This window comes from Bacteroides nordii, assembly GCF_019930665.1.
GTDB classification, from domain to species: Bacteria; Bacteroidota; Bacteroidia; order Bacteroidales; family Bacteroidaceae; genus Bacteroides; species Bacteroides nordii.
The window spans coordinates 2,254,283-2,280,752 of the sequence record NZ_CP082886.1; the positions used below are offsets into that span (position 1 = coordinate 2,254,283).

24 protein-coding genes and 1 pseudogene are annotated in these 26,470 nt (G+C 40.9%); 10 read left to right on the forward strand and 15 right to left on the reverse strand.

Going from position 1 to position 26,470, the window contains the following annotated elements:
• Nucleotides 1-438 precede the first annotated feature (438 nt).
• On the reverse strand, nt 439-1,206 hold the full coding sequence (locus tag K8P02_RS08925) for a hypothetical protein (protein ID WP_025866446.1): 768 nt from the start codon (nt 1,204-1,206) through the stop codon (nt 439-441).
• A 656-nt stretch (nt 1,207-1,862) separates the two neighbouring features.
• Here K8P02_RS08925 and K8P02_RS21900 point away from each other — a divergent pair.
• Nucleotides 1,863-1,919: pseudogene (locus tag K8P02_RS21900) on the forward strand (hypothetical protein); the annotation flags it as partial.
• Nucleotides 1,920-2,077: 158 nt separating this feature from the next.
• Here the strand turns inward: K8P02_RS21900 and K8P02_RS08935 are convergent.
• Nucleotides 2,078-2,677 carry a flavodoxin family protein gene (locus K8P02_RS08935; RefSeq protein ID WP_044157812.1) on the reverse strand — a complete coding sequence of 200 codons (600 nt, stop codon included), beginning with the start codon at nt 2,675-2,677 and terminating at the stop codon, nt 2,078-2,080.
• 354 nt (nt 2,678-3,031) lie between these two features.
• Here K8P02_RS08935 and K8P02_RS08940 point away from each other — a divergent pair, with 354 nt between their 5' ends.
• From K8P02_RS08940 to K8P02_RS08965, 6 genes are all read left to right on the forward strand, one after another.
• Nucleotides 3,032-4,330, forward strand: coding sequence for an AAA family ATPase (locus K8P02_RS08940; RefSeq protein WP_004310538.1), 1,299 nt, complete (start codon nt 3,032-3,034; stop codon nt 4,328-4,330).
• A gap of 4 nt (nt 4,331-4,334) precedes the next feature.
• Complete coding sequence (locus K8P02_RS08945; protein ID WP_025866447.1) at nt 4,335-4,943, forward strand: RloB family protein; 609 nt, start codon at nt 4,335-4,337, stop codon at nt 4,941-4,943.
• Nucleotides 4,940-5,488 (forward strand): TIR domain-containing protein, encoded by a 549-nt coding sequence (locus tag K8P02_RS08950; protein WP_004310541.1) that lies wholly within the window; start codon nt 4,940-4,942, stop codon nt 5,486-5,488. Before K8P02_RS08945 ends, K8P02_RS08950 begins: the two co-directional genes overlap by 4 nt.
• Nucleotides 5,489-5,497: 9 nt before the next feature.
• Nucleotides 5,498-6,913 (forward strand): SIR2 family protein, encoded by a 1,416-nt coding sequence (locus K8P02_RS08955; protein ID WP_025866448.1) that lies wholly within the window; start codon nt 5,498-5,500, stop codon nt 6,911-6,913.
• A 2-nt stretch (nt 6,914-6,915) separates the two neighbouring features.
• Entirely contained in the window at nt 6,916-7,527 is a 612-nt protein-coding gene (locus tag K8P02_RS08960) for a TIR domain-containing protein (protein ID WP_004310544.1), read from the forward strand.
• Between the two features lie 108 nt (nt 7,528-7,635).
• The gene (locus tag K8P02_RS08965; RefSeq protein ID WP_004310545.1) at nt 7,636-7,809 is read left to right on the forward strand and encodes a hypothetical protein; all 174 of its coding nucleotides are present in this window, start codon (nt 7,636-7,638) and stop codon (nt 7,807-7,809) included.
• Nucleotides 7,810-7,851: 42 nt separating this feature from the next.
• Here K8P02_RS08965 and K8P02_RS08970 read toward each other — a convergent pair whose 3' ends face one another.
• The 11 genes from K8P02_RS08970 to K8P02_RS09020 all read right to left on the reverse strand — a co-directional run bounded on the left by K8P02_RS08970 (nt 7,852) and on the right by K8P02_RS09020 (nt 21,973).
• Entirely contained in the window at nt 7,852-11,841 is a 3,990-nt protein-coding gene (locus tag K8P02_RS08970; protein WP_025866449.1) for an Eco57I restriction-modification methylase domain-containing protein, read from the reverse strand.
• A 6-nt stretch (nt 11,842-11,847) separates the two neighbouring features.
• The gene (locus tag K8P02_RS08975) at nt 11,848-12,864 is read right to left on the reverse strand and encodes a hypothetical protein (RefSeq protein WP_025866450.1); all 1,017 of its coding nucleotides are present in this window, start codon (nt 12,862-12,864) and stop codon (nt 11,848-11,850) included.
• A gap of 251 nt (nt 12,865-13,115) precedes the next feature.
• Nucleotides 13,116-14,327 (reverse strand): tyrosine-type recombinase/integrase, encoded by a 1,212-nt coding sequence (locus K8P02_RS08980; RefSeq protein ID WP_004310548.1) that lies wholly within the window; start codon nt 14,325-14,327, stop codon nt 13,116-13,118.
• Nucleotides 14,328-14,332: 5 nt separating this feature from the next.
• The gene (locus K8P02_RS08985; protein ID WP_025866451.1) at nt 14,333-15,121 is read right to left on the reverse strand and encodes a hypothetical protein; all 789 of its coding nucleotides are present in this window, start codon (nt 15,119-15,121) and stop codon (nt 14,333-14,335) included.
• Complete coding sequence (locus K8P02_RS08990; RefSeq protein WP_025866452.1) at nt 15,118-16,170, reverse strand: relaxase/mobilization nuclease domain-containing protein; 1,053 nt, start codon at nt 16,168-16,170, stop codon at nt 15,118-15,120. Before K8P02_RS08990 ends, K8P02_RS08985 begins: the two co-directional genes overlap by 4 nt.
• Entirely contained in the window at nt 16,167-16,517 is a 351-nt protein-coding gene (locus K8P02_RS08995; RefSeq protein ID WP_004310560.1) for a plasmid mobilization protein, read from the reverse strand. The genes K8P02_RS08990 and K8P02_RS08995 overlap by 4 nt, the downstream gene beginning before the upstream one ends.
• Nucleotides 16,518-16,710: 193 nt before the next feature.
• On the reverse strand, nt 16,711-17,415 hold the full coding sequence (locus K8P02_RS09000) for a hypothetical protein (protein WP_004310562.1): 705 nt from the start codon (nt 17,413-17,415) through the stop codon (nt 16,711-16,713).
• 34 nt (nt 17,416-17,449) lie between these two features.
• Nucleotides 17,450-17,695 carry a helix-turn-helix domain-containing protein gene (locus K8P02_RS09005; RefSeq protein WP_223382234.1) on the reverse strand — a complete coding sequence of 82 codons (246 nt, stop codon included), beginning with the start codon at nt 17,693-17,695 and terminating at the stop codon, nt 17,450-17,452.
• Between the two features lie 239 nt (nt 17,696-17,934).
• Nucleotides 17,935-19,125 carry a hypothetical protein gene (locus K8P02_RS09010; RefSeq protein WP_004310564.1) on the reverse strand — a complete coding sequence of 397 codons (1,191 nt, stop codon included), beginning with the start codon at nt 19,123-19,125 and terminating at the stop codon, nt 17,935-17,937.
• A 10-nt stretch (nt 19,126-19,135) separates the two neighbouring features.
• A complete protein-coding gene (locus K8P02_RS09015) occupies nt 19,136-20,506 on the reverse strand; it encodes a site-specific integrase (RefSeq protein WP_004310565.1) in 1,371 nt (456 codons plus the stop codon).
• A gap of 459 nt (nt 20,507-20,965) precedes the next feature.
• Nucleotides 20,966-21,973: a helix-turn-helix transcriptional regulator gene (locus K8P02_RS09020; protein ID WP_025866453.1), complete on the reverse strand. Its 1,008-nt coding sequence runs from the start codon at nt 21,971-21,973 to the stop codon at nt 20,966-20,968.
• A gap of 399 nt (nt 21,974-22,372) precedes the next feature.
• On the opposite strand from K8P02_RS09020, the gene K8P02_RS09025 reads away from it, so the two are divergent.
• Together K8P02_RS09025 and K8P02_RS09030 are read left to right on the forward strand one after the other, a co-directional pair.
• Nucleotides 22,373-22,591, forward strand: a complete 219-nt coding sequence (locus tag K8P02_RS09025) for a hypothetical protein (protein WP_007485282.1) — start codon at nt 22,373-22,375, stop codon at nt 22,589-22,591.
• 53 nt (nt 22,592-22,644) lie between these two features.
• Nucleotides 22,645-23,169, forward strand: a complete 525-nt coding sequence (locus K8P02_RS09030; protein WP_007485280.1) for a DUF2867 domain-containing protein — start codon at nt 22,645-22,647, stop codon at nt 23,167-23,169.
• Between the two features lie 590 nt (nt 23,170-23,759).
• Here the strand turns inward: K8P02_RS09030 and K8P02_RS09035 are convergent.
• The gene (locus K8P02_RS09035) at nt 23,760-23,936 is read right to left on the reverse strand and encodes a hypothetical protein (protein ID WP_007485276.1); all 177 of its coding nucleotides are present in this window, start codon (nt 23,934-23,936) and stop codon (nt 23,760-23,762) included.
• Nucleotides 23,937-24,062: 126 nt separating this feature from the next.
• On the reverse strand, nt 24,063-24,944 hold the full coding sequence (locus tag K8P02_RS09040) for a DMT family transporter (protein WP_223382236.1): 882 nt from the start codon (nt 24,942-24,944) through the stop codon (nt 24,063-24,065).
• Between the two features lie 105 nt (nt 24,945-25,049).
• Here K8P02_RS09040 and K8P02_RS09045 point away from each other — a divergent pair, with 105 nt between their 5' ends.
• The gene (locus K8P02_RS09045; RefSeq protein WP_002560593.1) at nt 25,050-26,393 is read left to right on the forward strand and encodes an MATE family efflux transporter; all 1,344 of its coding nucleotides are present in this window, start codon (nt 25,050-25,052) and stop codon (nt 26,391-26,393) included.
• Nucleotides 26,394-26,470 lie beyond the last annotated feature (77 nt).

Sequence of the window (26,470 nt, forward strand, 5' to 3'; positions counted from 1 at the left end):
GATTTTCCGATGAAAGAAAAGATAAGTCGGTGATTGTCAATGGTGATACGTAAAGCGTTCACTTTCTGGTGGAAACAAATGCATATTACCCCTAATTTTGTAGATTTAAAGAAAGTACTTATCTTTGCTTTCAGTATTCTCCATGAGCAAACTATCGCAAAAGCACGTAGCAAATTAGTGGGTTAAATCATGGGATATGCTTGAAGCTAAAAATATAAAGTTTTAAATATCAGCGTGGTAACTCTGTAAGGAGAATCCCAGGCGGATCACCAAGAAGCTGGAAAAACCAGACAATAAAAAGACAACTCCTACAATATCAAGGTATTGTAGGAGTTTTTCCTTGTATAATGTCCGTGACCTAAGACACGAAATAGTCACAATTATCACATACTATCCTAAACAATTTACGGAAAATATATTGATTCCCATTTCAAATCATCATATGTTATCTTTAAGAAACCCACACGGAATAGATATAACCTTCATTTTCTCAATAATATTATCTATTAGCCCAATGAAATGCTCTTCATCTTGATAGACGGAAACAATAAAACGTCCTCCCTCATCAATACTCTTGTAACCAATCTGTTTATACCATTCTATTTTATCGGCCATCTTTTCACCGTATTCCAGATCATCTGTCATTCCAAAATGTTCCCAGTGAAAGACAGTCCGAGTTTCTTTATTATATACGGTAAAGTCAGGGTATCGTTCTTTACCAGCAGCAACTAAAAGACGTTCATAATAAACATCGAATATCTCTACCGCCAATAACCGATTCATTATATTAAGTTCTTGTATAGATCGGACCATTGTTCCATTGGCTGCCCGATATTTTTTATTTCCTCTAAAGAACTGGCTTTTATCCGGATGCGAACTGGCAATATTCTTATTTTCTGACGTCGTTTTTTTAGAGTAAACTCTTAATGGAGGAAAGAAGTACCATTGATAAAAACTTTTATTAGAGGTGTCAACCTTCACATTCTTGATAATTTGAGTTAATACTCCCCGGTCGTGCATCCTACGCATAAAACCATTAAATTCTTTAGCTGATGCGAAATGTTGTCTAAAATCATCTTTATGTTTCAAAAACTCATATATATCTGTACTTCTTACTGTTTTCGTATTGACCATCATAGCAAAATACTCTCCAATGTACTTGTTAATGGTCATTAGTAAACTATATTCTTTCGGAAGTGATTCCATTTTCAATAGATTAAGTTTTATATTTTAATTATTGGTATCTATAATTTCGATCTTTACTTGTTGTGCTGTTTTTTTATACAAGTCCAAATCAGGAATACCATTCTATTTATCATTTAATCTCTGATTCTAAATACGAATAATCTTTTCTCGGATTTTTCAACTCAGTTTACAAATATATCTATAAAAAAAGATTCAAGAAATATTTTTCCAAGTTTTTTAAACAGTATATCTTCAAAATAAATACTTTCCCGTTTTAGTTATTTCTTCCCTATGAAATGAAATCTTCTCATACCTCTTATATAGTAGAAAATGAATCTACAAATCAATTCTATAAATAATCAGTCTTAAAAAAATAAGAGTTCGATTCATCATGTAACTTTGCAATTTTTACACCAAATTTGTATTTACATAATATAATAGTAAAACTACACGATATGAAAACTAAAAAATATTCGGAACACTCTGACTATTCCTTTCTGCACTCTGCTTCGCAGGCTGTTTAAACAATGATGATTCACAAGATAAAGTTGAAACCATTAAAATGTTTGTTTCAGCAGAAATGAGCATGTATCAACTTTGAGAAGCATCTGATCCTATTGAATGTATGTTAGTAAAAGAAGAAAAAGAAAACGACATTAGCTAATCCTCCAGCAGATGGAGGTAGTATTAGATATCAATTGATAGAAATATTATCGAAAGATAAAGTAGAATAGAAAATTATGTAGTTTCCTGTTAGAAAGTATATCATAAATTATGCTTAAGGAGAAGTTATAGAAAACAATTTTCAGATCGGATAAATTTGAATTTAAAAGCCCAGACTTATCCGATCCGAAAATCAACCATTAAATATACACATCCAGATTTCTTTAGATCAACGAATAAAATTAGTTCGAATAGCAGATTCTATTTCAGGATACTTTTTTTCTTTAGCAATGTTTTCCAACAACCATGCCATATTTTTACCTAACATCCGCATTGTCTGCAGACCTTCCGCATCTTGCAAAGCATCTCCAGGTAACATCCCATGTACAATATTCCAGTACTGAGAGGAAACAACAGGCATGTGATTAATTGTAAAATACTTATTCAACCGGTCAAGAGTTGCACTCGCTCCTCCCCTTCTGCAAACAGTTACCGCTGCAGCAGGCTTGTACTTCATCAAATCCGAACTTGAATAAAAAACCCGGTCAAGCAGAGCACACAGTGAACCATTAGGCCCTGCATAATAAGTTGGTGAACCCACTATTAATCCGTCAATTCCATCTTCCAGTTGTTTTCTGATTCTATCGTACAATTCATCTTGAAAAACACATCGTTCCAACTCTCTGCAACGATTACAAGCGATGCAACCTTGCATGGCCTTTACCCCAATTGAAACGATTTCTGTTTCCACTCCATTCTCATTTAAAGTTTTAGCCACTTCTGACAAAGCAATATGAGTATTCCCACCCTTTCGTGGGCTACAAGATATAAAATTTTATAACAAACTGATTTACTATATTTTATATAATATATAAAAGAGTAGTTATATAATTTAGTACCATTTTGGCACCACTATTTAGCCAACGTAAATAAAATCAAGGGATGGTGCAAATGGCATTGGATAATTAATTTCTCCGGCTGCATAAACCACATTCGTTTACCGTCCTCAAATCTGTCAACACTTTCCAGAGGTAATCAGAGGTTTATTTGAATCTCCAACAAATGACGAATTGTTGATTTTGCATCTATATTTCGTAATTTACCTACAATAATTGAATTTATGACTTGCTGTACAAGATTTTATTTGTATCTTTGCACCATACAATAGATAAAATCAATAATTATGATAGCAGAGTTCAGCATTGAGAATTTTTTCTCCATTAAATCGGTTCAAAAAATCAGTTTTGAGCCATCGGCAGATACTTTTATGTCTAATGAGTATTCGTATGAAGTTAAGGACGGGGTAAGATTGCTGAAAGTGGGAATCATCTACGGTGCCAACGCTTCCGGTAAAACGAATATATTGAATGCCATCGAATTTTTCAAGATGTTGGTTTTGAGAATGCCTAAAGACCGGACCGAGAAAACCGGGGTTGTCCCTTTCATGTTGGATGATACTTCAAGGAACGAAAAGACAAAGATGTCAATGGTGTTCTATATCAATCAGTCGAAGTACATTCTCAGTTTTGAATTGGACGCAAAGCATATCTATTCCGAGACATTGATTGTTTATGATTCCATTCGCCCGACCAAGCTGTATAACCGAAGTTATGATACCGTGACAGATTCCTCGACTATCGACTTTGGCGTAAATCTGAAAATGACAAAGAAAAGCCAGGATGTAATTTCCGGCAACACTATCAATAATTGCAGTGTGCTTGCCGCATTTGGCAAAAGCAATGTGGAACGGACAAGGCTGAATGATGTGTACGATTATTTTGCCAAGCAGGTCAAAGATGTATTGGCTCCCGGTATGTTGCTTTCGGGATATGTCAAATCACGATTGGATAAAGACGAGGCAGGAGATTTGAAGAAATTCATTTTAAATTTCCTGAAAGCGTCCGATTTCAATATAGAAGATGTGGTATTAAACGAAGAGGAAGAGCTGATTACCCCTGAATTGGAACAACTGATTCAGAATGCCCCTATTGATAAAGATGCAAAGGCTGAAATGCTTAGAAAGGGGAAAATTACAAATACGGAACTGACCTTCAAGCATAAGGCTGGCGATAAAGTATATGATTTGTCGGAAGAATACGAGTCCAATGGCACTATGAGATTCCTGGGAATGGCGGTGATACTGAATTTCCTGTTAAAGACCAATCGGTTTGTACCCATTGATGAAGTGGAGACAAGTATTCATTATGAACTGTTGGCTTATTTCCTGAAAGTCTTTCTGGCAAACAGCGACGGAACATCCCAAATGCTCCTGACCACACATGACATCAATCTTCTCAACGAGGATTTCATTCGCCGTGATACGATATGGTTCACCGACAAAGACGAACTTGGCGAAACTAAAATAGTACGCCTGTCTTCTTTGGGACTGCATAAGAATCTTTCCCCATACAATGCTTACAAGCAGGGAAAATTGGTAAAGTTGCCGTTCTTGGGTAGTCAGTATATCAACCTGAATGACTAATGATATGGGACGGACAGTAACAAAAAGTATCGCCATCATAGGCGAAGGAGAAACGGAATGGTTCTATTTCGACTCTCTGAGGATTGCGTGTCGGTATCCTTTCAAGGTTGCGCCGGATTTTCCGCAGCACAGCGACATCAATCATATTTTGAAACTGGTAGAATCCTATTTGAACAAGCAATACGACTTTATCGTATGCCTGTTTGATATGGACAGATTATTCCAGTTTCCATCTGAAATGCAGTTGTATCAGCGGGCAAAGAAAGAGTATAGCAAGAAGAAATATGCCGGAAAGGTTCTGTTCGTAGAAACGAATCCCTGCACGGAGTTTTGGTTTCTACTCCATTTCTTGCCTAATGTGGTTTGTCGGCGATATGAAAGTTACGACCAACTGCTTCCCGTATTGCAGAAATATATGCCGGGGTATGAAAAGACAAAGCGATATTTCATACGCACCAACCTCTATAAATACCTGACAGAGAATGGCGATTTGGAACGGGCGATGTCAAACTCAGAAAAGTTATGTCAACTTTGCAAGGAATCGCCAGAGGATTTGAAAGCATACTCAGAGATTCACCAGGTTATCAAATTATTAAATAATAATTCTATATGACAAAAAGACAAGTATTTTACAGTTTTCATTTTAAGAATGACTCATGGAGAGCCGGACAGGTTCGGAATATTGGAGTAGTAGAAGGAAATATGCCAGTTTCTTCCAATGATTGGGAAGAGGTTAAGCGCAAAGGTGATGATTCTATTAAAAGGTGGATTGATACTCATATGGATTATCGCTCTTGTGTTATTGTATTAATCGGTTCTGATACTGCATCAAGAGAGTGGTGTAGGTATGAAATTAAACATGCATGGAAAGAGGGCAAAGGAGTTGTTGGTATTTATGTGCATAATCTAAAGAACATTGAAGGAGAGCAGGATATAAAAGGAGATAATCCATTCAAATTATTCTGTATTGATAAGACATTTAACTATATAATCGAACATAAACATCCAGCTGATAGTAACGAAATTAATTTGTCCGAAATATGTAAGACTTATGATCCTCCATATAAAATCAGTACCAATGTGTATGATTATATCAAAGAGCATATAAATGAGTGGGTAGAAGAGGCCATTAGAATTCGTAATCAGTATCCTAAATAAATTTTTGTTATGCCAATAAATAAAAATGTTTTCATAAAGAATTATCTTAGTGCTCTTAATAATGGTGATGCTGCTATATTTGCAGGTGCTGGATTGTCTGCTCCAAGTGGATGCGTTAATTGGAAGCAATTGCTAAGAGAGATTGCCGAGGAATTGGAGCTTGATATTGAAAAGGAGTCAGATTTGGTAGCGATAGCACAATACTATTACAATAAAAATGGATGTAATCGAACAAAATTAAATGATATAATTAAAGATGCTTTCCAGACAGGAAAACAACCAAATGTTAATCATAATATACTCGCTAAATTGCCTATTTTTACATATTGGACCACAAACTATGATAAACTAATAGAAAAGGCATTGGAGAATAATGGTAAGATCTGTGATATAAAAACTTGTTGTGCGAACCTCACGACTACTTTAAAAGGACGCAATGTTGTAGTTTATAAAATGCATGGAGATGTTGATCATCCAGAAGATGCTGTATTGATTCGCGATGACTATGAGTCATATAATCAAGAAAAGGCGCCTTTTATAAATACATTATCCGGAGACTTAATGACAAAAACATTTTTGTTTATAGGCTTTAGTTTTACGGATCCTAATTTTTATTATATATGTGCACATTTAAGGGCACGTCTAAAAGGAAATATGAGGGAACATTATTGTTTCCTGAAAGATGTTTCTAAAACAGATTATAAAGATGAGGACGAATTTAAATATGAGAAGAGAAAACTATCATATTTTATTGATGACTTAAAACGATTCAATATAAAAACCGTGCTTATTCAAGAATACTCAGAGATAACTGAAATATTACAAAGTATAAAGAGGGTTTATAATGGTCGTACAGTATATCTATCTGGTGCGGCAGCTGAATACAACCCAGATGGTAAAGACGCATATGAAAAATTTATAAGTAAATTAAGCGGTCGCTTAATTTACGAAGGATATAAAATAGTTTCAGGATATGGTTTAGGTGTGGGTAGTGCGGTAATAAGTGGTGCTCTTTCTGAAATATATTATAATCAGAAAAAATCGCTTACAGACCAATTAATTCTGAGACCTTTTCCACAAGGTGACGATGCAAAAGAAATGTGGGAAACTTATAGACAAGACATGATATCTTATAGTGGTATATCAATCTTCTTGTTGGGTAATAAGAAAGAAAGTGGAACTATTGTTCCATCTAATGGAATGCGGTCAGAATATGAAATTTCAAAAGAACAGGGTAACTTCCTAATCCCTATTGGTAGAACAGGATATATATCTAAAGAATTATGGAATGAGTTATTGGAAGAAAGACAAGACGACCATACTTTTGATATTTATCGACATGATATTGAGTCTTTGGGCGATGATACAAAAACATTAGACGAAGTAATAGAAATAGTAATAGAGTTAATTAAAAAAGTAAAATAACTATGGCACATAAAACATTTATTTCTTATAAATATAGCGAAGCGCAGGATCTTCGCGATAGGATAATAAAGGCATTGGGGGATGATGCGAGTTACTATCAAGGAGAAACAAGTGATTCTCCTGATTTAACAGATACGTCTACTGAGAATATAAAGAAGAACCTAAAAGATATGATGTATGACACATCTGTAACGATTGTAATTATTTCTCCGCATATAAAAGAAAGTAAGTGGATTGATTGGGAAATTGAATATTGTCTTAAGAATATAACAAGAAAAAATAGGACATCGCATACTAATGGGGTTGTTGGTGTTATAATGAAAGTAAATGGGGGCTATGACTGGTTTAAATACACCTCAACTAAACCAGATGGATGTTCTGTTACTAATTATTATGATTCAAAGGTTTATGATATCATAAACAATAATAGATATAACCAATATCCTAAAGTGTATTCTTGTAATCAATGTAAATGTGTAAACGCATTGACTGGTTCTTATATTGCTTTTGTTGAAGAAGATGAGTTTTTGTCAAATCCTCAAAAGTATATTAACAATGCCTATGATAAAAGTGAAAAGGATGCAGAAGGATATAACTTAACAAAACAACGATAGATTAGGTATGTTTGACAAATAATCCGATATTTAAATCAAGCATTCTTCTGTAAATAATAATAGCGTGTCCTTGGCTATATAATTCAAGGACAAAATGGAAGGTAAGATATGGCAACAAATCCACCGTCAGGAGACGGACATCGCAATGGTGCAGTGAGAAAACGTTCTCAGGTTTTTAATCCCAAAACAGAACAATGGGTAAAACGGGATAAAGATACAGGACGCTTTATTGATGTAAAACAAGATGGTACACCATTTAAGGGTGTAACTAAAGAAAAGTGATTTTTTAACGAGGGCAAGAATGATACTTGCCCTCATTTATTTTTACATTGGCCTTATCATTGATTCCATGAAGGATATTTCATCTTCTGAGAGACTGTATTTTGCATAGAGTTGTTGGTCAATTTCGGGAATACTCTTACTCCAATCAATATCGGATTTTGATGTAAAGTCTTGCAACGGGACAAAACGAAAGACATCCTGTGACACCTGCATTGTTCCTCTTCCAAAAAATAGCAGTATTCTGAAAAAATTGGATTTGAGATATTTATTTGCATTTTGCTGTTCTATTGAATTATCAAATGGTCCAATTACGAGAAAAGTTTCACTACAAATAACATTAGGTGAAGCTAAAATTATTTCGGGAGGAACAATTGCATCAGCAGAATAAGCTTTTGATATAAATAATTTGTATTTATTTATCCATGCTTTATTTTTAGTGATAGCATCGATTGCTATATAACTGGTTATTCGTTTTGCCCCTCCTTTTATACCATAAACGCCCCATAGTAAAGCTGAATTCACAAAAGGTTTGTCACTTAATTTATACTCAGTATAAACTGATTTATTGTTAAAAATATCTGTGCTTATACCAAAAGGTTTACGAGCTGACACAATTTGACTAAATGAAGGATATTTAGAAGTCTTAGTTATTATCGCTTGTCGACGACTATCCCTAATAACTATATCAGAGTTGCCATCAGTTAGTAATCGTTTTGTCAAGAAGCGATTGCCGTTTGTAGGTTTATAGAAATATATCAATTCACCAGAATGTTTCTTATCCCAAAGGAAATACATAATACCACCGTCTATATGTTGACCATTAAAACAAAATCCAGAATCTTCATAATCGAAAACACTTGCAAGATGTTTATCTTTCATCATCTCTTTTCTAAAAGGTTTAAGAACGGCCTTTCCTCCAATCATCCATTTAGATGGCATAATTAATGAAAAATAATTAGGGCAAATCTGTTTTGCTATTTTTACAAATACTTGATATATAGGATTGGCTGCATCATCAGAAGCTCCACTACCATCATTTATTTGATACGGTGGATTCCCCACTATCGCATTGATTTTCATGTTCTTTATTCCTGTTCTTTCTGTGATGAATTTATCTACCTGCTTGATAAAATGTTCAGGTTTGTTTTTGATTTGATTGATTAAGTCCTCGAAATATCGGGTGTTTACCTTCGCTTTGCGGAAACCTATAAGGGTGCGTTTGGTGATACTCTTTGCCATCGGAGTTTTACAGATGACGAAGATGTTTTCAGCCACTACCTTATCCCATATTCGTTGTTCATCTTCGATACTTGACACCGAGAACAGAGAGTTCTTTACCCTTGTGCGATAAATGCTATATGCCATATAAAGAGGATATAATCCAGACTTTGAATTTATTTCAAGGATTCGGGAATCCGGGGCGAATACATTGGATGTCACTTCGCCCCGGTCTATGAAACGAGGCTCAGATAAAGTGGTTTCATAACCCTTTTCAAAGAAGTTATATCCGCCCAGACAGTCACCAAGGTGCATATTGACGACACGCCAAGGCGTAAGCACCGTTTCCTTGTCGGGATTGCGGAACGTGCTGAATATATCCGTTATACGCTCGATGCGTTCTTCCACGCTTAGTTTGTCTGCGGCACGAGCCATGGCACGGATGCGCTTGCCTGCCGCACAAAATATTTCCGGGTCGTAATATTTCTTGATGCTGTTGAACTTCTGTTTGGTAACACCCTTGGGCATGAACTCCTCCCACGATTGCGGGTCAATGAGTGAAGCGAAGTTGTCAATCGTTATATCTTGACTCTCATCGCTCAACTCTGCACCGTAGATAAGCAATGGCATACGGATGGAGATACCCCGAAGGATGGAAATGGCGGCCTCGCGGTTGTTCTTTTTCTTTTTCAGTTCTTCAAGACGCTTCTTCTCTTCTTCCGTCAAAGGTTGCTTGTCCTTGCCGCGTTTCTTGGATTTCTTTTCAAGGTCTTCAAGTTCCTCGTATTGCTCATCGGTCAGCCCTTGGTTGTTGATGTCCACCTGATTGGTCTTTGGCATTGCCTTGGTCTGGCCGATAATCTTTTTCAGGTCGTCAAACTCCTGCAATTCCAAGTCGTTGAGTTTCATTAACTCATCATTATATAGGCTCTTGTCCTCAAAACCGTTGCGGACCACACGTTCCACATAAACACGTTTAAGTTGTTCCAACATCTTGGGTACATCGAACTGGCTCATCTTGGAACCTTCGATGGAGATAATCGGACAGAAGTTCAGGAACTCGCCCATAATCTTGCGGTCGTTACCGCTGGTTTTTCCTGCCTTGGAAGAAATCTTTGCTGTCTCGGCAATGACTTTCAGTGTTCTGTCAGGCGCAAAGTCAAACACATAACACTGTTCCTTGACACGTCCGTTGATGGTGGCAGGAGTCTGCACACGGAAGATGGTCTGCATATAACTTGATGCAGCGGTATTATAAGAGCCGGACAACATGAATACGCCCGTCCACGCCTTGACACTGACACCCGTGGTCAATCGTCCGCAAGACAAGGTAATGGTACGGGTGGCATCAGGGTCTTTGCCGATGGCTTCTTCCACCGCAGCAAGAGCATCCTTGCTCTCTTCGTCCTCGTCACCGTCTCCTGCCACATTCACTACCTTGAAATGCTGGAATACAGGATGCGATTGCAGTAAAGCACTCATGGCACGAGCCTCCTTCACGCCCGGCAACATCCATAGCGTATGCCGGAAGATGTTGCGGTATTCCTCGTTGGCAAACGGATAGCAACTATCCTTATCCTCCTTGGAAATAAGATTCAAAAATGCCTTCACATCTTTTTCATGAATAAAGTTTCCAGCTTCATTGACCCGAAAAAACTCGCGGAAGTTGAAAGCCACATCTTCATCCACGAACTCATGGAGTAACCGTCCAAGGTCGTAGGTATAGATGTTCATCGTAGGTAGAGAGGCGTATGGATTTGGATCACCGAAATGGGTCAAATCCCATGAAGCCTTTGCCCGTTGCTCCATCACATAGTCCCAGGTATAAATCTCGTCCTCCTTGAAGTCGTCCAACAGGTTGAACGGAGTGCCGGAAAGTCGCAATATCTTGGTATTCGCTTTTGTCAGTTCCTGCATGACAGCCTTGCCGAGTTCCGTCTGTGTCCCTTCGTGCGCTTCGTCCACGATGATGCAATCCCAAGCGGTGGCAAACACTTCATTGTTCTTGTCAAAATTGCCGCCCACAAGTTCAGAACCGCGCAAATCCTGCATGGAAGCGAAATACACATATTGGCATTTACCCTGTTTTGCTCTCGCTTCAAGTGAAGCATGATTGTCACCATTGTTCTTTGAACCGTATGCAAAACCGGGACTGTCATAGAATATCCTGCCGAAATCCTCGAACCAGCCGCTATTCACCACAGGGCGATGGGTAAGAATCAGAGTACGACTGAAATCCATGTCTTTCACCACCTGCAAGGCTGACAGCGTCTTGCCGAAACGCATCTTAGCGTTCCAAAGCATTTGGTTACTTTTCCTGAATTGCTTTTTTGTTTTTTCAATAGCCTCCTGTTGTTCGGGACGGAACACAATCGGCGTTTGGTCGTGTGACACCTCGGTCGATGACAACGATTCTCGTCCTTCCTTCACGGCTGCGATTGCCCGCTTGACGGTTTCAAGGTCGGTGATGAACCACTCGTTGGCTTTGTTCTCGGTATCGAATATCTTTTTTCTGATGCCGGAACGTTCTAGAACGCTATGCACTTCCTTGTCGTTAAAAGAGCACAAGCCCTTTTTACTGTTGTATATCGTAAGTTCCGTATATAAGAGGTCGTATGCGATACCAGCCGTCTGCGTATATTGGTTGATGCGTTTCTTCGCGGATTCGTTGAGAGCCTTGCTGTTCGGAGCAAGACCGAAAACATTGTCATTGTCACAAGTGGCCTCGCCCACTTTCAGGCATCCCCTATGTGCAGCATCATTGATGCGGAACACATATATCAGTTTTAATTTTAGTGAAGATGTGAATTTCATACTGCACTATTTTATGAGGTCGATAAATCGGATTCGTTTTCCCATCTTTCCCGTTTCAGGGTCTTTGGCCCGCCAGTCCTTGATTTGGCAATAGACACCATTATGCCTGCGGATGTCATCTTTCTGACAGCCTTCGCATTGACTGACTTCTTCCCTTGTCCCGAACAAGTCGGCTACAATAGTCCGGCGTTCACCGCAACTGTTCGGGATGACACCTTTAAGCCCGTCCATCTGCCAGACGTTCCATGAAATGATGTAGGCGATATAATTGATGGATTTCAACAAGGGTCGCTTGCCGAACTTTTGTTGATAGTATTCGATAAAGGAGATAAGCATGGATTCACGGGCAATCAGCAAGTTATCGCCTTGCCATTCGTAAGCAAAAATGCTCTTATATGCTTCCTGTGCCCATTCCAACCATTCGCCGGAAGTTTCCGTGTTTTCGCCAACTACCCGCAACTTGCGGTCAAGCAGCCCGATACGCTGTTCTAAGGGAATAGCCTCCCCCGTTGTGGTGTCATATCGGCTTATAATATAAGGGGCTTCCCCGCAGGTTATCTCCAGTCGGTTGTCACGTACATAATCTTTCCAAGTCTTACCTTCCGGAAATTGAATTTTCTCTGAGTTGGGTCTCCACCGATGACAACCCTGTTCATCGGTGTACTCCGTATTGAACACATCCTTTCTTCCAAACCATGCTTCATCGATCAGGTTGTTCTGCGCATTGCATATCCATGACGGAGTGAACACCTCTGCCATTTCTCGCGAACGTGCGGTTTGGGTGTCACGACTTTTGAGGATACGCGGCATGATGACATGCCCGTTATCTCCGGTAATAAGACTGGGAAGAATTGGCGAATCATATTGATACCCTTCGCCCAGATATTCATAATCGGAAGTAGCCCAAAAGATATTGCGCTGAATATCCTCCTTGCTCGTTGTATGGTCTTTGAGCAGGTTATTCAACAGTTCGGGCGAAAGCCGAAAGATACTATCTTCCAATATATCAACTTCAACAGGCATTTTATATCGGGTTTATGAGTATCTCTTGATAAGAGATATAGTTTATTTCGCAAAGGTACGCATAATATTTCAAATTCCGTGTTTAATCCTCATTTATAATGATATATGAAAGGCATTTTGTGAGAATCTGTTTTGTAAATCCGTCAAATCGGATTCCTATAACACTGATTATTAGTGCTTATTTCTTCGGGATGGCTCTCTTATCAAGAGATTCGTCTTTTCGCTCAACACATTTCACCATAAACATCCGGTCAAAAATCTTTCAGGATAAGGCTGTTTGCCTTGTCCACCACGCTTGTGTCAAGCGATGCGAGATAGATGCGCGTAGTCTCTTCCGAATCATGTCCCATGCCCTCGCTGATGACTGAAAGAGGGATGTTCTTGCTCTTGGCGACGCTCGCCCAACAATGCCGGGCAACGTGCATGGTCAGCGGTATGTTCAATCCTGCTAGACCGGCAACTTCCTTCAACGCCACATTGATGCGGCAGATGGCGTTACGGTATTGTGTCCGTTCATCGGAACAAGGGTTTGTGATTATCGGCAGGAGGTAGCGGGTGGCCGTATTCTCTCCATACTTGGCGATAATGTCTTCCATGCACTTCTCCCATTTGACTGTGAGTTGCTGCCCGGTCTTTCTTCTACGGTACGTGATTATTCCGTTCTTCAAGTCCGATTTTTTCAGATAGGCCATATCAATGAATGACATTCCACGGGTATAAAAGGAGAAGAGGAACATATCCCTTGCATAATCCAGATGCGGTTTCAGAATCAAATCAAGTTCCTTAATGTGCTTGATGGACTTCAATGGGATGGCGCGTTTTACCGTCTTCCCGATACCCGTGTAAACGTGCTTGAAAGGATGCTTCTGTTCCGTCAGTTCCTTTTCCACGGCACGGTTGTAAACGGCACGGAGTATGCGCATATAAAAGGAAACCGTGTTGGGGCAGATACCCTTTCCTTTGAGCCAGGCCTCGTAAAGCATCATGGTGTTACCGTCCATTTCGCACAAAAGAATGTCCTGCCCTTCACGGAACTTCATAAAACTGGCCAATGCCGCTGTATAGGTTTCTGATGTGCGGACTTTGCCAAGCTGCTTCAACTGTCCTATGATGCCTTGCATGAAACGGAACAGCGATTGTTCGCCCGTTTGCCTGTTGAATTTCTCGATGATACTATCAACGGAATAAATTCCTCCTTGCCTGTCGCATTGGGTGACTATGGCTTTCAACCGTCTGGCGTCCCAGTCGATATGTTCCGCCACTTTACGGAGATACCGTTTCCTGTTTTCGCCGATTTCGGGCAGGATTTTCATGGAGGAAGTTTTCTTGTCCCATTCTGTGTCAAATATGCGGTAGTCCGTCTTGACTTGGCGGACTATGCGCCCGTGGATTACCTGATAATATATGCTGCCCTCCTTGCCGCTTGCGGTGGAAGGACGAAATTTCACTTTTATGGATGCCATTCACTTTATTTTTGTCGTTTGGATTGATTCTCTTCTTCTCTCACTGTCTTGACCTGCCGGTTGAATATGACTAAAGTGGAATCCGCACCGACAACATCCACCAGTTTTTCGTATGCTCCGACGGTCACGGCCAGTTCCGGGTGCAACTCGTTAAGCATGATTGTAGTCACATGGTGTTTGTCTGCAACCGTTCTCAACCGCCTGTTTTCTTCCCGGTATTCATGCCATTGTACCCAACTGATGGCAAACAAGGTAAAGAATACAAGCGTACAACCAATGCCAGCCCATGCGTAAGGATTCTTGTGCCAGCCATCGGGAACTTTGCTCCATAACAGCCTTATTGCGCTTATTGCCTTGTCCGGGCGGATTATCTGCCATAGTTCCGATATGGCACTTTGCTTTTGGCGTGACTTTTCCGAAGCCAGTTTGTCATTCTCAATGTGGCTTGTCAGCCTTTCCAATATCTTGTTGAGCTGTTCCTTGATGGTGAGAACACCATGTTTGCGCATATCCTTCTCGTTGGCTTCGGTGTATAACCGCAGACTTGCTACCGCTTCATCACCTATTGATTGCTTGTATTCCTCGATGGCTTCCTTGCTTCCGAAAATGGCATTGACATTTTCCGGTGCATTGCCATTGAAGAACCGTATAACAGGCTCCAGCTTCGCTTCCAGCCTTTTCAATGCCTCGTTCTTGTCCGGGCTATCCTTTCCGTCCAGTTTCTTCTTGATTTCCTCGATGTCCACTGCCAATGCCCCAATAAGGTCGGTTAAGTTCTGCTTGTTGTCCTTCATCTTTTTCTCCTCCTTGGTTTATGTTTGTCCTTTTCGTTGTCATTCTCGCCCCAGCCGCTTTCGTTTCCTCCACCTCCGCCACCGGATGAGACCCTGGCTTGGTGCGGTTGTACGCACAACTCCATGAGTGTGCCGATGGTCACTTGAACGATATTTGAGCCGGATTCAGCAGAACCGCTAACATTGCCGTCCTCTTCCGTTTTAGTCGGTAATGGCTCTTTTATAAAAGTGTCTGCCGTATTGTTGTGAGATTCCACATCCTGCCAGATCGGTTGCGGCTGTTCTTGCACACGGGGCTTCCATTCCATGCCCTCTGCGATTTGGTTCCCGAAGAGCCTGTTCAACTTATAAAAACTCATACTCCGGTCTATCCGTGAGCCGCTGAACGAGATTTCATTCTTCGTGAACGACACTCCGATGATTTTGCCTTCGTTTCTATTGTATTTGAAATTCACCCCGATACCCTGTTTTGCCAGCTTGTCGCACAAATCCGACCAGCAGTTGCAATGGGGTAAGGCAGCTTTGACGGCATCATAGATTTGGTATTTCACCTTGTCCTTACCACGCAGGCGGTCACGCTTCACGTTCATCTTGCCCTTGGAGAAGTGCAGTCCGTATTCTCTCGTGAGAGCTTTGCATACTTTTACATTACGCACATTATCGTTGCTGTCGCTGATGGTGTTCCCGTCATTGTCCACCCTGTTGGCCACGATGTGCAGATGCTGGTGTTCCCTGTCGGTATGGCGGCACACGATGTACTGGGTGTTCGTTATGCCCATGCGCCGCATATATTCACGGGCAATTTCGACCATCAAGGCATCTGTCAGCTTGGGTGCATCCTCGTGTGCGAAGTCCAGCGAAATATGGTACACCGGATTTTTCAGCTTGCGTCCCGGCTTGTCATCCGCCTGTCCCTGCATACTCCTTGCTATGGTGGCGTTGTCATCCAGCCTCACGTCCTTGCTGTCGATGAGCCGTGCCTTCTTCGGGTTGTTCACGTAGTTCACCACTCTGGCGAAACTCGCCCGTTTTTTCAAATCGCCCATCATATCCTCTCTATGATTTTATTGAACTCGTCCAGCAAGTCCATGATTTTGCCTTTCAAAAGAGAAAAGCCCTGTTGGTGCGCCATCTTCGCCAGTTGGTTCAGGTTGTTACATCCTCCCTCCAGCATCCTTATCTGCCACCTGTCCTCCTGTGTCCGTGCCGCCACGACCTTGCCATGCAGCAACAGTTCGCGCAGAAAGTGCGACGGTTTCTTGCCCGCATCGGTAATCCGTTTCATGACCGCTTTCCACTCGGCAAGCGTGAGCCGTGTGGATATGGTCTTTGTCCTCGCCTTGCCTTTCACTGTTTTGGGGCGGCCTCCCTTGTTCCTGTTCTCCTGATATGTCATATCCGTTTTCTTTTATTCGTTAAACCGTTCTGTTTTTTAGGGCTGTAATCCGGGCTTGCCGTTTCCCGTGTGGCCGGGTCGCCGTTTGTGGCGTGGTTTTCGTGGACGAAAACATTAACTTGCCAGCCCTAAAAATATCCCTTCTAAAACGCTGTCGCTTGCTATTCCTGCCGCTTCATTCCTGTGGCTGTTCCTATTCCCGTGAACCAGATAAGGTACTGTCTTCCTCTAAAAATGGTGTGTTGTCGGCGGCATCCACGACTGCATTTTCCGCAGAGCCTTTCACTTCGCTTTCGGTTGTTGCAGCCGTTTCGGTTTCCGCTGTTCCTGTTCCTTCTATAATAGGATTGGAATGGGTCGGATTCATGGACGGCAAGCTATCCGTTCCCTCTGACGTTTCTTCTGTCGGTTTTTCTTTCTTCTTCCTTGCCGAACTGCGACGCAAAGTCTCTAATTGTTGCCCGTTGAAAAGGAATACACGTACCCCTTCGTATGCCTTGATTGTCTGGCGGTATGTCGGATTCTCGATGAGCCGCCCTGCTATCATCCACGACTTCACGCACACCATGTCTATAATGGAAGTCACGGGATTGGAATCAACACGGATTAGCCCGCGTTCCGAGAAATCCTCCAACAGACGGGACACCGCCTTACGGCCGATGCCCCATTCCTTGGCCAGTACCAGCATGGAGCCGTCCGCCTGTCCGGGATGGACGGCATAGCCCAATCCCCGTTTGGTGTTCTGTACTTCCGATACTGTTATCTTCGACAAGAGGGAAAGAAGATAGGTAAGGTTGCATATCCCGTCCGTGCTCCCGTGCAGGAAGTACCATGCCTCCACGGACATTGCCATCTCCAATTTGTAGCACGGCAAAACAAGCTGTTTCAAATTTTTCATAAGCCTTGATGTTTTTTGTTGTGTGTCTTACAAATTATCCTTTGGCGTTCTTGTCGGCCTTCCTGTTGGTAGCTTTCAGGCTCTTGATACGGTCTATCTGTTCCTTGGGAAACAAGACACGCCGTCCTATCCGCTGTCCTTTGATGTGTCCCAGCTTCTCGTGCCGCCAGATGGTCGCTATGCTCACGCCCCATTTCTCCGCCAGTTGCCGGATGGTGTAATACTCCGATGTGTCCTGTGGTGCCTGTTCCTGCCGGTATTCCTCAAACGCGCACCTCACGCTTGCGCCGATAAGCTGTTGAAGCTCGTCGCGCGATACCAGTACCATTTCTGTCTTATCTGTCATAATCCACTGATTTTAAGTTCGTGGCGGCAAAGGTAGGGCAATAATGAAACCTGTGAATTTGTGGTATTCTGTGAAATGACACCGCATGAAAAAAGCCGTCAAACAACTGGTGCTTAACGGCTTGTGGAAGTCTGTGGGTTGTGGTGAATTGTAGCCACCTGTGGGTTATGTCACTATTTTATCATGGGAAGCAGCTCTTTGAGCTTCGCTATAAAGGTTTTCTCCACGTTATACTTGGCGAGGCTTTCGGGTGTCAGACCCATAGAACGAGCTGCGGCTTCCCTGTAACCTTTCCAGTCCTTGAAGTAGGCTTTGGACAGCAGGATGGCGACACTGCGCATCTTGCCTTTCACGCAACTGCCGTATATCGTGGAGTAGTCGGCACGCATGACGGCACGGAGGAAATCCCGGTCGGAAACGGCATTTCCATCCAATAGAGGCTTGCCCTTGTCGGGGCCGCTCTGTACGGTAAAGGTGGTAAGGAAACGGTACAGCCTTAAAACGGGAACTTGTGCGGTCGTGCTGAACGCGCCGCCTTGCATTGTATCTGTGGCGGTAAAACCGGGTGATACTTCTTCTGTACAAGAGGGTATTGTTTTGGATATTGCCGACTTGGACTCGTTCTCGTGCAGCACGTTCCTCTTGATATATCCCATTGTCATGACGATATGGAACATCTTTATTCCTGCGGACTGTGCTTTCACATCATCATTTTGGGGCAGCATGGAAAGGTGGACGGCTTCCGCAAAATATTCCGTGAAGAGTTGTGCCAAATCCTTGTCGTTGGCATTGACAATATACTCCTTGACGGCTTGGATTTTCGCCTTGTCCACTTTGGCAAGCATGGCATACATTTCTTTCCCTCTGTTCCCATCTGAATCCTTTGCACACTTCCGTATGGCGGCACGGATGGTGTCGATGCAGTCGGTGGCTTCGGTACGTGTCATTGGTTTGGGAGAAATATCAGAACCTTCCGGCGATACTTGATCCTGTTCTTTTTCTGTAAAGAAGTATTGCCTTATGACTTCCATGCTCAGGTAAGCCACACCTGTACGGAAAGCCGCCTTGTTCAAGTCCGCATATTTGGAGCAGATGCCGTGAAGCCTTTTCGTGTCATCGTGAAGTTCGACAAACTTCCGTGCCAGCTCCTTATCCTCGTGTTCGGTGACATATTCCCTGATGCCGGCCAAAAGAAAAGGCAGGGGTTTCAGGCTGTATCGGATGTTCCGGCAAATATCCTTACAATCCGTTTCGCCACTGCCGGAAGATTTGCCGGCAAGCGATTCCGCAAGTTTCAGGCTCTCACTGATTACGTTGGACAGCTTGAACAGGTCGCTAATGATGTCAAACCTTGATTTTTCCATAAGCACCTCCTTATATTTCGATGATACCCTTGAAATCCTTTAACGCTATGACGGCCTTTTCCTCCGCGTCCAGTTTCAGGTAGCGGCGCAGTTGCGCCTCGCTGCTGTGTCCCGTGATGGCTTGGATGGAAGGCAGAGGGACACCTGCCTTGTACGCGTTGGTGGCGAAACTCCTTCGGGCTGTATGGGAAAGGAGCATGTCGCAGAACCTCCTTCCACGTTTGGGATTGAGCCGCTTCTCGTCAAAGCCGCAGTCATGTGTCCAGCCGAGCAACAGGCCGATGGTCTTCACCAGCTTGTTCATTTCATTGGGATGAACCGGGGGCAGTTTGCCGTCATATTTGGCGAGAATGGCTCTCACGCGCCTGTCAACGGGGATATAGACTTTCTTTTCCGTCTTCTGCTGGGTGATGAGTATGAACTCCGTGCCGCCGATTTCCGTTATCATGCCCTCGCATATCCGTGAATAGTCGGAAACACGCTGCCCGGTCAGACAGCCCACGATGAAAATATCCCTCACGTGCTCCAGCGTCCTTATGTGGGTAATCCTGCATTTGGAAAGTTGTGCCAATTTCTCGTCCTCGCTGATGTCAAGTGATTCCAGTCTCTTTTTCACAGCTTCCTTGGTGGAAAGGTCGAGGTCAAGCATTTCCTGTATCTGTTCCGGAGTGAGGTAAATGTTGTCCACCTCCTCCTTTTTCGGCACGAAGTCGGAATGGCGGAAGTCATCGCATTTGGTCAGCTTGTCCTCGTAGGCCGCCTTTGCCACCGTGCGGACATCGGTCATGTACGAGTTGATGGCGTTGGGCATCAGACCACGCTCCTTCCAGTAACCGACAAGGCTGTTGCGTGTTTCCATCGTCATGTCATCCAGTCCGAGTTTGCGGTGGGTCTCCTTTTGGTAGTTGCGAATCTGTTTTTGGATAATGCGCAGACCTTTTATATAGGCAGGTGATACTTTCACGGTACGGCCTTTCTTGGTGCGCCGTCCGGTTTCCATGTCTTCTATATAAGAGGTGAGGAAATCCTCAAACAGCATTTTGCCTTTGGGTTTGACCTCCACAATCTGCATCATACCGTTGAGCACGTCGTGTTTCACGCTCTCGATGATGTTCTTTGCCTCCTTGGGATTGAAGCCGTCAGCCTCAAATGCCGCCTTTATCCTCGCGAGGACTTGGGCGAACTGCCCGTACTTTATCCCGATGCTCGACATCAGGGCTGACGAAGTGTATTGCAGGCTGCGGTACTTTTCCCATTCAAGCTGCTTGATGGTGAAGCCCGTCACGACTTTCATGTTCGCCTTTCCGGTGCGTACACGGGCATAGATGGAACCGTAGTCTTCCTTTCCTGCCTTGGATGATTTGATGAAGATGAAATCCATACGCGATATATCCTTTGGTTACATGGTGCAAAGATACAAAATATACCCCGAAATATGGTATCAAATAGTACCAATATTTTCTAAAACAGTGAAATTTCGTGAGTATTCAAATCAAATGAAAACATCTGCAAATATCTGATATACAAAGATAACTCATAAAACGGAATTTCACTGAATATATTTAGTGAATAGTGGGCTACCATTTATTAGTAATACTTTCATATTCAGATCATTTTATTAATGAATTTATATTTTCCTATTACATAATACTTAAACAATGCAAAGTTACAATTGTCATTAGACTAATAAATTATACTGATTACAGATAAAAATACCTTTTTTACTGGATCTGATCAAATAGTTACGACCATCTATATTAGCAATAAGATCCGGATCCTATCATAAACTTTAAAAGGAAAGTATATCATTCATTCCTTATCTTCCCCTTAAATAATCAATTTAGTTACTCTCTTTATATGTGGATGGTTGTACTCGAAAATGTTTTTTAAAGAATTTATTAAATGCACTTTGACTCTCAAAACCAAGAAGAAATCCAATTTCCGGTAGGGAGATCTTTTCTTTCAAATATTTTAAAGATAATTCCATACGTAAATCATCAAGAATCTTTTGATACGAAGTACCCTCTGTCTTTAACTTTCTCTGAATATTACGTTCACTCATATTAAATCTTTCTGCAACATACTTCAAAGATAAATCATCATTTAAAAGACTATGCATAAGATACCTGCGAACCGTTTGAGACAAGCCATGATTCTGTGCTGTTTCCTGTATTTGTATCTCGTTCATATAATCTTCAAAAATCGCAAGCATCTCTTTATTTCCCGTTACGATTGGTAAATCCAATACCGTCTTATCAAAAACAAGAATCAACCGATCATGATTAAATATCACAGGACATCCCAGATACTCTTCAAGTTTATCCCTCCTCCCCTCTTCCTTATACATAGAGTACACAAGAATAGGGTACAGAAACCGCCCTGTAAAACTATAAGCATATTGGAGAAAAAAGCCACATTGCATTTCAATCCACTGTCTGGAGGCTATCGGATACAATCGTTCGAACTGAGGTTCTATCGATATTTCAAGAAAAAAATTAATATCATCCTCTTTCGTCACAAATGTATATATATCATTTATTGCCGGGTCGAATGGTGCATCATTCTCAAAAATATCACGCACAGTTTTACTTTGATTGAAAATATTAAAGAAACTGCCGGTCAAAACAAACGGTAACAAGAATCCCGTTTCCAAACCGATTCTGGAGTTACCTGTCTTTTTAACAATATATTCCAGATATACCCCCAGTATATCGGCATCAATTTTGGCTGTCGGATTTTGTAATATCGTATAATCATACTTCAATTCCACCAAAACTTCAGATAATTCGGCATGCGTAGTTCTAAAATGCTTTAAAAGCATATTTAATAATCCGGCTGTAATGAACATACATTTGTCGCTTTTGGACAAATATATGGCTTTATTTTCAATACGACAAAAGAATACCTGACTTATCTTTGCATTCCCAATAACAGAACTAATTTAATATGATAAAAACTATTAGGTATTATGACTATTATATATATGGGCATTAGTCGCTTATATTATACATTTGGTCATAAGTAGTAAGGCAGTTCGTCAAATAATCTCTCACAGCAGAGTTACTTGGTTTATCTTTAAACCTAAAATAATAATCATTATTATCAAACTAATTTATTATTCTACCTATGAAAATGTGATTCAGCAGAAATTAAAATTATTAGGAGCAGAATTCATCCGCTTTGTCAACATTATTGCGTAGAATGTTTAGTAACCTGCCCATGGACTAAATCAACTAAAAAATTAAATATGCAAAATCAAATTTTTATATTTCGAACATCAATAAAAAACAAACAGGATATAAAGCGTATCAAAACCCTTTTTACCCAATATCCTACTATTCATAAATGGAATGTAGATTTAGAAGACTGGGAAAAGATACTAAGGATAGAATGTTTGGAGATAACTCCAATTGATGTGCTGAATGCATTGCAAACAATAAATATCTATGCAGAAGAATTAGAGTAACTCTCATTAAAACCAAAATTCAGCCATTGTATCAACATAAAATTAAAGAGAAGATGAAAGAAGAATCATTACTGCATTTCGATAATTCGGACTATGACTACATTGATAGTTATAAATATACAATCATAGATAAGAAAAACAGGATCGATATCCCTGAAATAGTGAAAGCATTTGCCAAGCCTGGTCCAAAATGGTTTGAAGGACTATTTTCCCTAAGAAATAAAATAGCATCACTCTTCAAACTAAAAACGCCTGCTATGGTTGTAAAAAAAGAAGATAACGGCAGTAACAAATATGAAGTAGGAACACAGGCCGGAATATTCAAAGTATATGGTAAAACAGCAACAGAAATTATCCTTGGCGAAGATGATAAACATTTAGACCTAAGGATTTCGCTACTTCTGGAACAAAGTAAGTACAATGAAAACGAAAAAAAGATCACAGTAACGACTATCGTCAAGTTGAATAATAAAATAGGAAAATATTACTTTTTCATAATAAAACCATTTCACCGGACTATTGTTCCATTAATATTAAAACGCAACTTTAAACAACTGGAATCGGAAATCAATGCATAAAATAACCTATAAATACACTGTTTACAGATATGATAGATCGGGATATCCGTTTGAAATTAACATTGTTAACGGGAAATTACATCTATATATCTTCTGACTGTAAGAGTACGTACTTTTATACCACAAAACTACGTACTCTTTGTATATAAAACTACCTAATTAACAGACCATTAAATACGTAGTCTTGTATATAAAGAGATAGATAGTTATAACTCCCTGAAGCAGAAGTAGTCCAGACTTAGAATTGGATTTTATAACTAGGATTGGGCAGCATATTACTAACCTTTATTTTTTCGATTTTATTCTTTTGTTCATTATATCGATATCCATGTTGCCCTGTATATCCGGTAACATTTAGCAATTGTAACCCAAATTCGTGCGAAAGGTGTTTTTTGTTTAGTTTGTAACTCATACCTAAATCGGCAGTAAAAGCAGGTGAAAACTGTTTTACTAAAGGCTTGTGTCTCATTATGGATAATGTCTTTACTATCCATTAATACAACTTCATCAATGGGGGGATAGCGATCTCCTCCCTGATAAGAAATACGGAGATTAGTATTAAAAATATGTTGCCGGTGTTTTCCCCATATTCATTCTTTACCACCTAAAGCATTGAACAGGTACCTCCGATCGAGTCTCGTATTACGCCAGATCTTATCTCCGCCGCAATATTCCGACTTGAATACCGAGCCGGTAAGCATATAATAATACCCTTGGGTCAGATAGCGTTCCAATATAATCCGGACAAATAGTATATATATAAGCATTAAACGGTTTCTGTAGATTTATAGACTGACGGTTTATCCACAATTTTACAAAAATATCCTGTGCCAGCTTCAAGAGTGTCCTCCTATCGGAACATTAACACATTATAACATTGGCACATTATTAAATCATCTCTCAGCCAGATACACTCCGCCAAGAATAAAAGCACATCCAATCAATGCTATTAAAGTAATCCGTTCGTCTATTACAACGGCAGAAGTAATCAGTGTGACCAATGGCACAACGTAAATATAATTGGCTGCACATACCACCCCCAAACGTTTCACTGCCAATGTCCACATTATATAGCAAAGCATGGAAGCAATGACTCCCAGAAACAATAAATTCGCAATCACCAGCGGTTGAAACAGAATAGTGATATCTGTCTGCAAAGGATAAAAGAAGAAAAAGGGAAGCAATGTCAATATACCATAGAAGAAAACTTTACGCGTAATAAAAAGAGTAGAGTAATTAGAATTCATACGTTTCAGCAGCAAACAATAGATGGCCCACATCAAAGCAGCAACCAAAGTCAGAATATCTCCCAACGGACTGATACGAAGAATAAAACTACCATTGAATACTACTAAAGCCACACCAGCCAATGCCATCAAAGAACCGATAATCAACTTCGGTTTCAATCGCTCGCCTTTATATAAAAAGAAAGAGAGAAAAGCCGCCAATATCGGAGCAGTACATATGATAAGCGATACGTTGGATGCAAGTGTCATGCCAAGAGCTGTATTCTCGGCAATGAAATAAAGTGAACCACCCGTAAGTCCGAGGAGTACAAAAACACCTTCGTCCCTCCATGATTTAGCCCACAAAATACGGGGCGAAAAGAACCAGATACAAATGTAAGCCATGATGAAACGGTAGAACAGGATATCAGTGGCAGAAAGACCGTAACCAATCAAAACTTTAGTTGAAACGAAGGTAGTCCCCCAGATAGCAACTGTTACTGCTGCCATAAGATGAAACCAGACGGAGGGTTTAGTTGTTGTATTCATGCTTTATGCTTAGAAGAAAAAAATCGCAGCAAAGATAGGTATATCCGAGCATAGTTTTTTATATCTTTGCGCCTCATTTCAAAAAGACCAACTAAAAAAACATCGATGCAAGGAATAAAAAACTTAACTCAAGGTCCTATCAATCGCCAGTTGTTCAACTTAGCAATGCCGATTATGGCAACCTCATTCATACAGATGGCATACAGCCTGACAGATATGGCATGGGTAGGGCGTCTGGGTAGTGAAGCAGTAGCTACAATAGGCTCTGTGGGTATCCTTACATGGATGTCCGGTTCTATTTCTTTATTAAACAAAGTAGGTTCCGAAGTTAGTGTAGGCCAATCCATAGGAGCACAAAATCAAAAAGATGCACGCCATTTTGCATCACATAACATTACAATTGCACTGATCATTTCTCTATGTTGGGGTGGACTGCTTTTTCTTTTTGCCAGCCCCATAATCAGAATATACGAACTGGCACCACATATCACGGATAATGCTATCTCCTACCTCCGGATTGTATCTACCGGATTACCTTTTGTCTTTCTTTCGGCTGCCTTCACAGGTATATATAATGCAGCGGGCCGAAGTAAAGTGCCCTTTTATATCAGTGGTACGGGGTTAATAATGAATATCATACTTGATCCTCTCTTTATATTCGGTTTGGGACTCGGAACAAACGGAGCTGCTTATGCCACCTGGCTGTCACAAGCTACCGTGTTTGGTATTTTTATATATCAGCTACGTTACCGTGATGCACTGTTAGGCAGTTTTCCCTTCTTCACCCGATTAAAAAAGAAATATACACACCGTATTTTAAAGTTAGGATTACCAGTAGCAACGCTCAACACCCTGTTTGCCTTCGTCAATATGTTCCTTTGCCGTACAGCTTCAACGCATGGCGGCCATATCGGATTGATGACTTTTACTACCGGTGGACAAATTGAAGCCATAACCTGGAATACTTCACAGGGGTTCTCAACCGCACTAAGTGCTTTCATTGCACAAAATTACGCTGCAGGACGAACAGAGCGAGTTATACGTGCCTGGCATATGACCTTGTGGATGACAGGAATATTCGGAACGTTCTGCACATTGCTATTTGTATTCTTTGGCAATGAAATATTTGCTATTTTTGTACCGGAACAGGCTGCATATGAAGCTGGAGGGGTATTCTTAAGGATAGACGGATATTCACAACTATTCATGATGCTGGAAATTACCATGCAAGGAGTATTCTATGGCATCGGGCGTACAGTTCCACCGGCTATTATCAGCATCACATGTAACTATATGCGCATTCCACTTACCATTTTTTTCGTTCGTTTAGGAATGGGAGTCGAAGGTATCTGGTGGGCAGTATGTGTTACTACAGTAGCTAAAGGACTGATACTCTTGACATGGTTTGCAATTATACGTAAAAAAGTGCTTTCAGTCAACAAAACATAAGAGATGATTGTTTTTGAAATAAAGGAACGACAACGCAACTAAATATTTTTTTTATCTTTGCCCCGTTCTAAGATTTA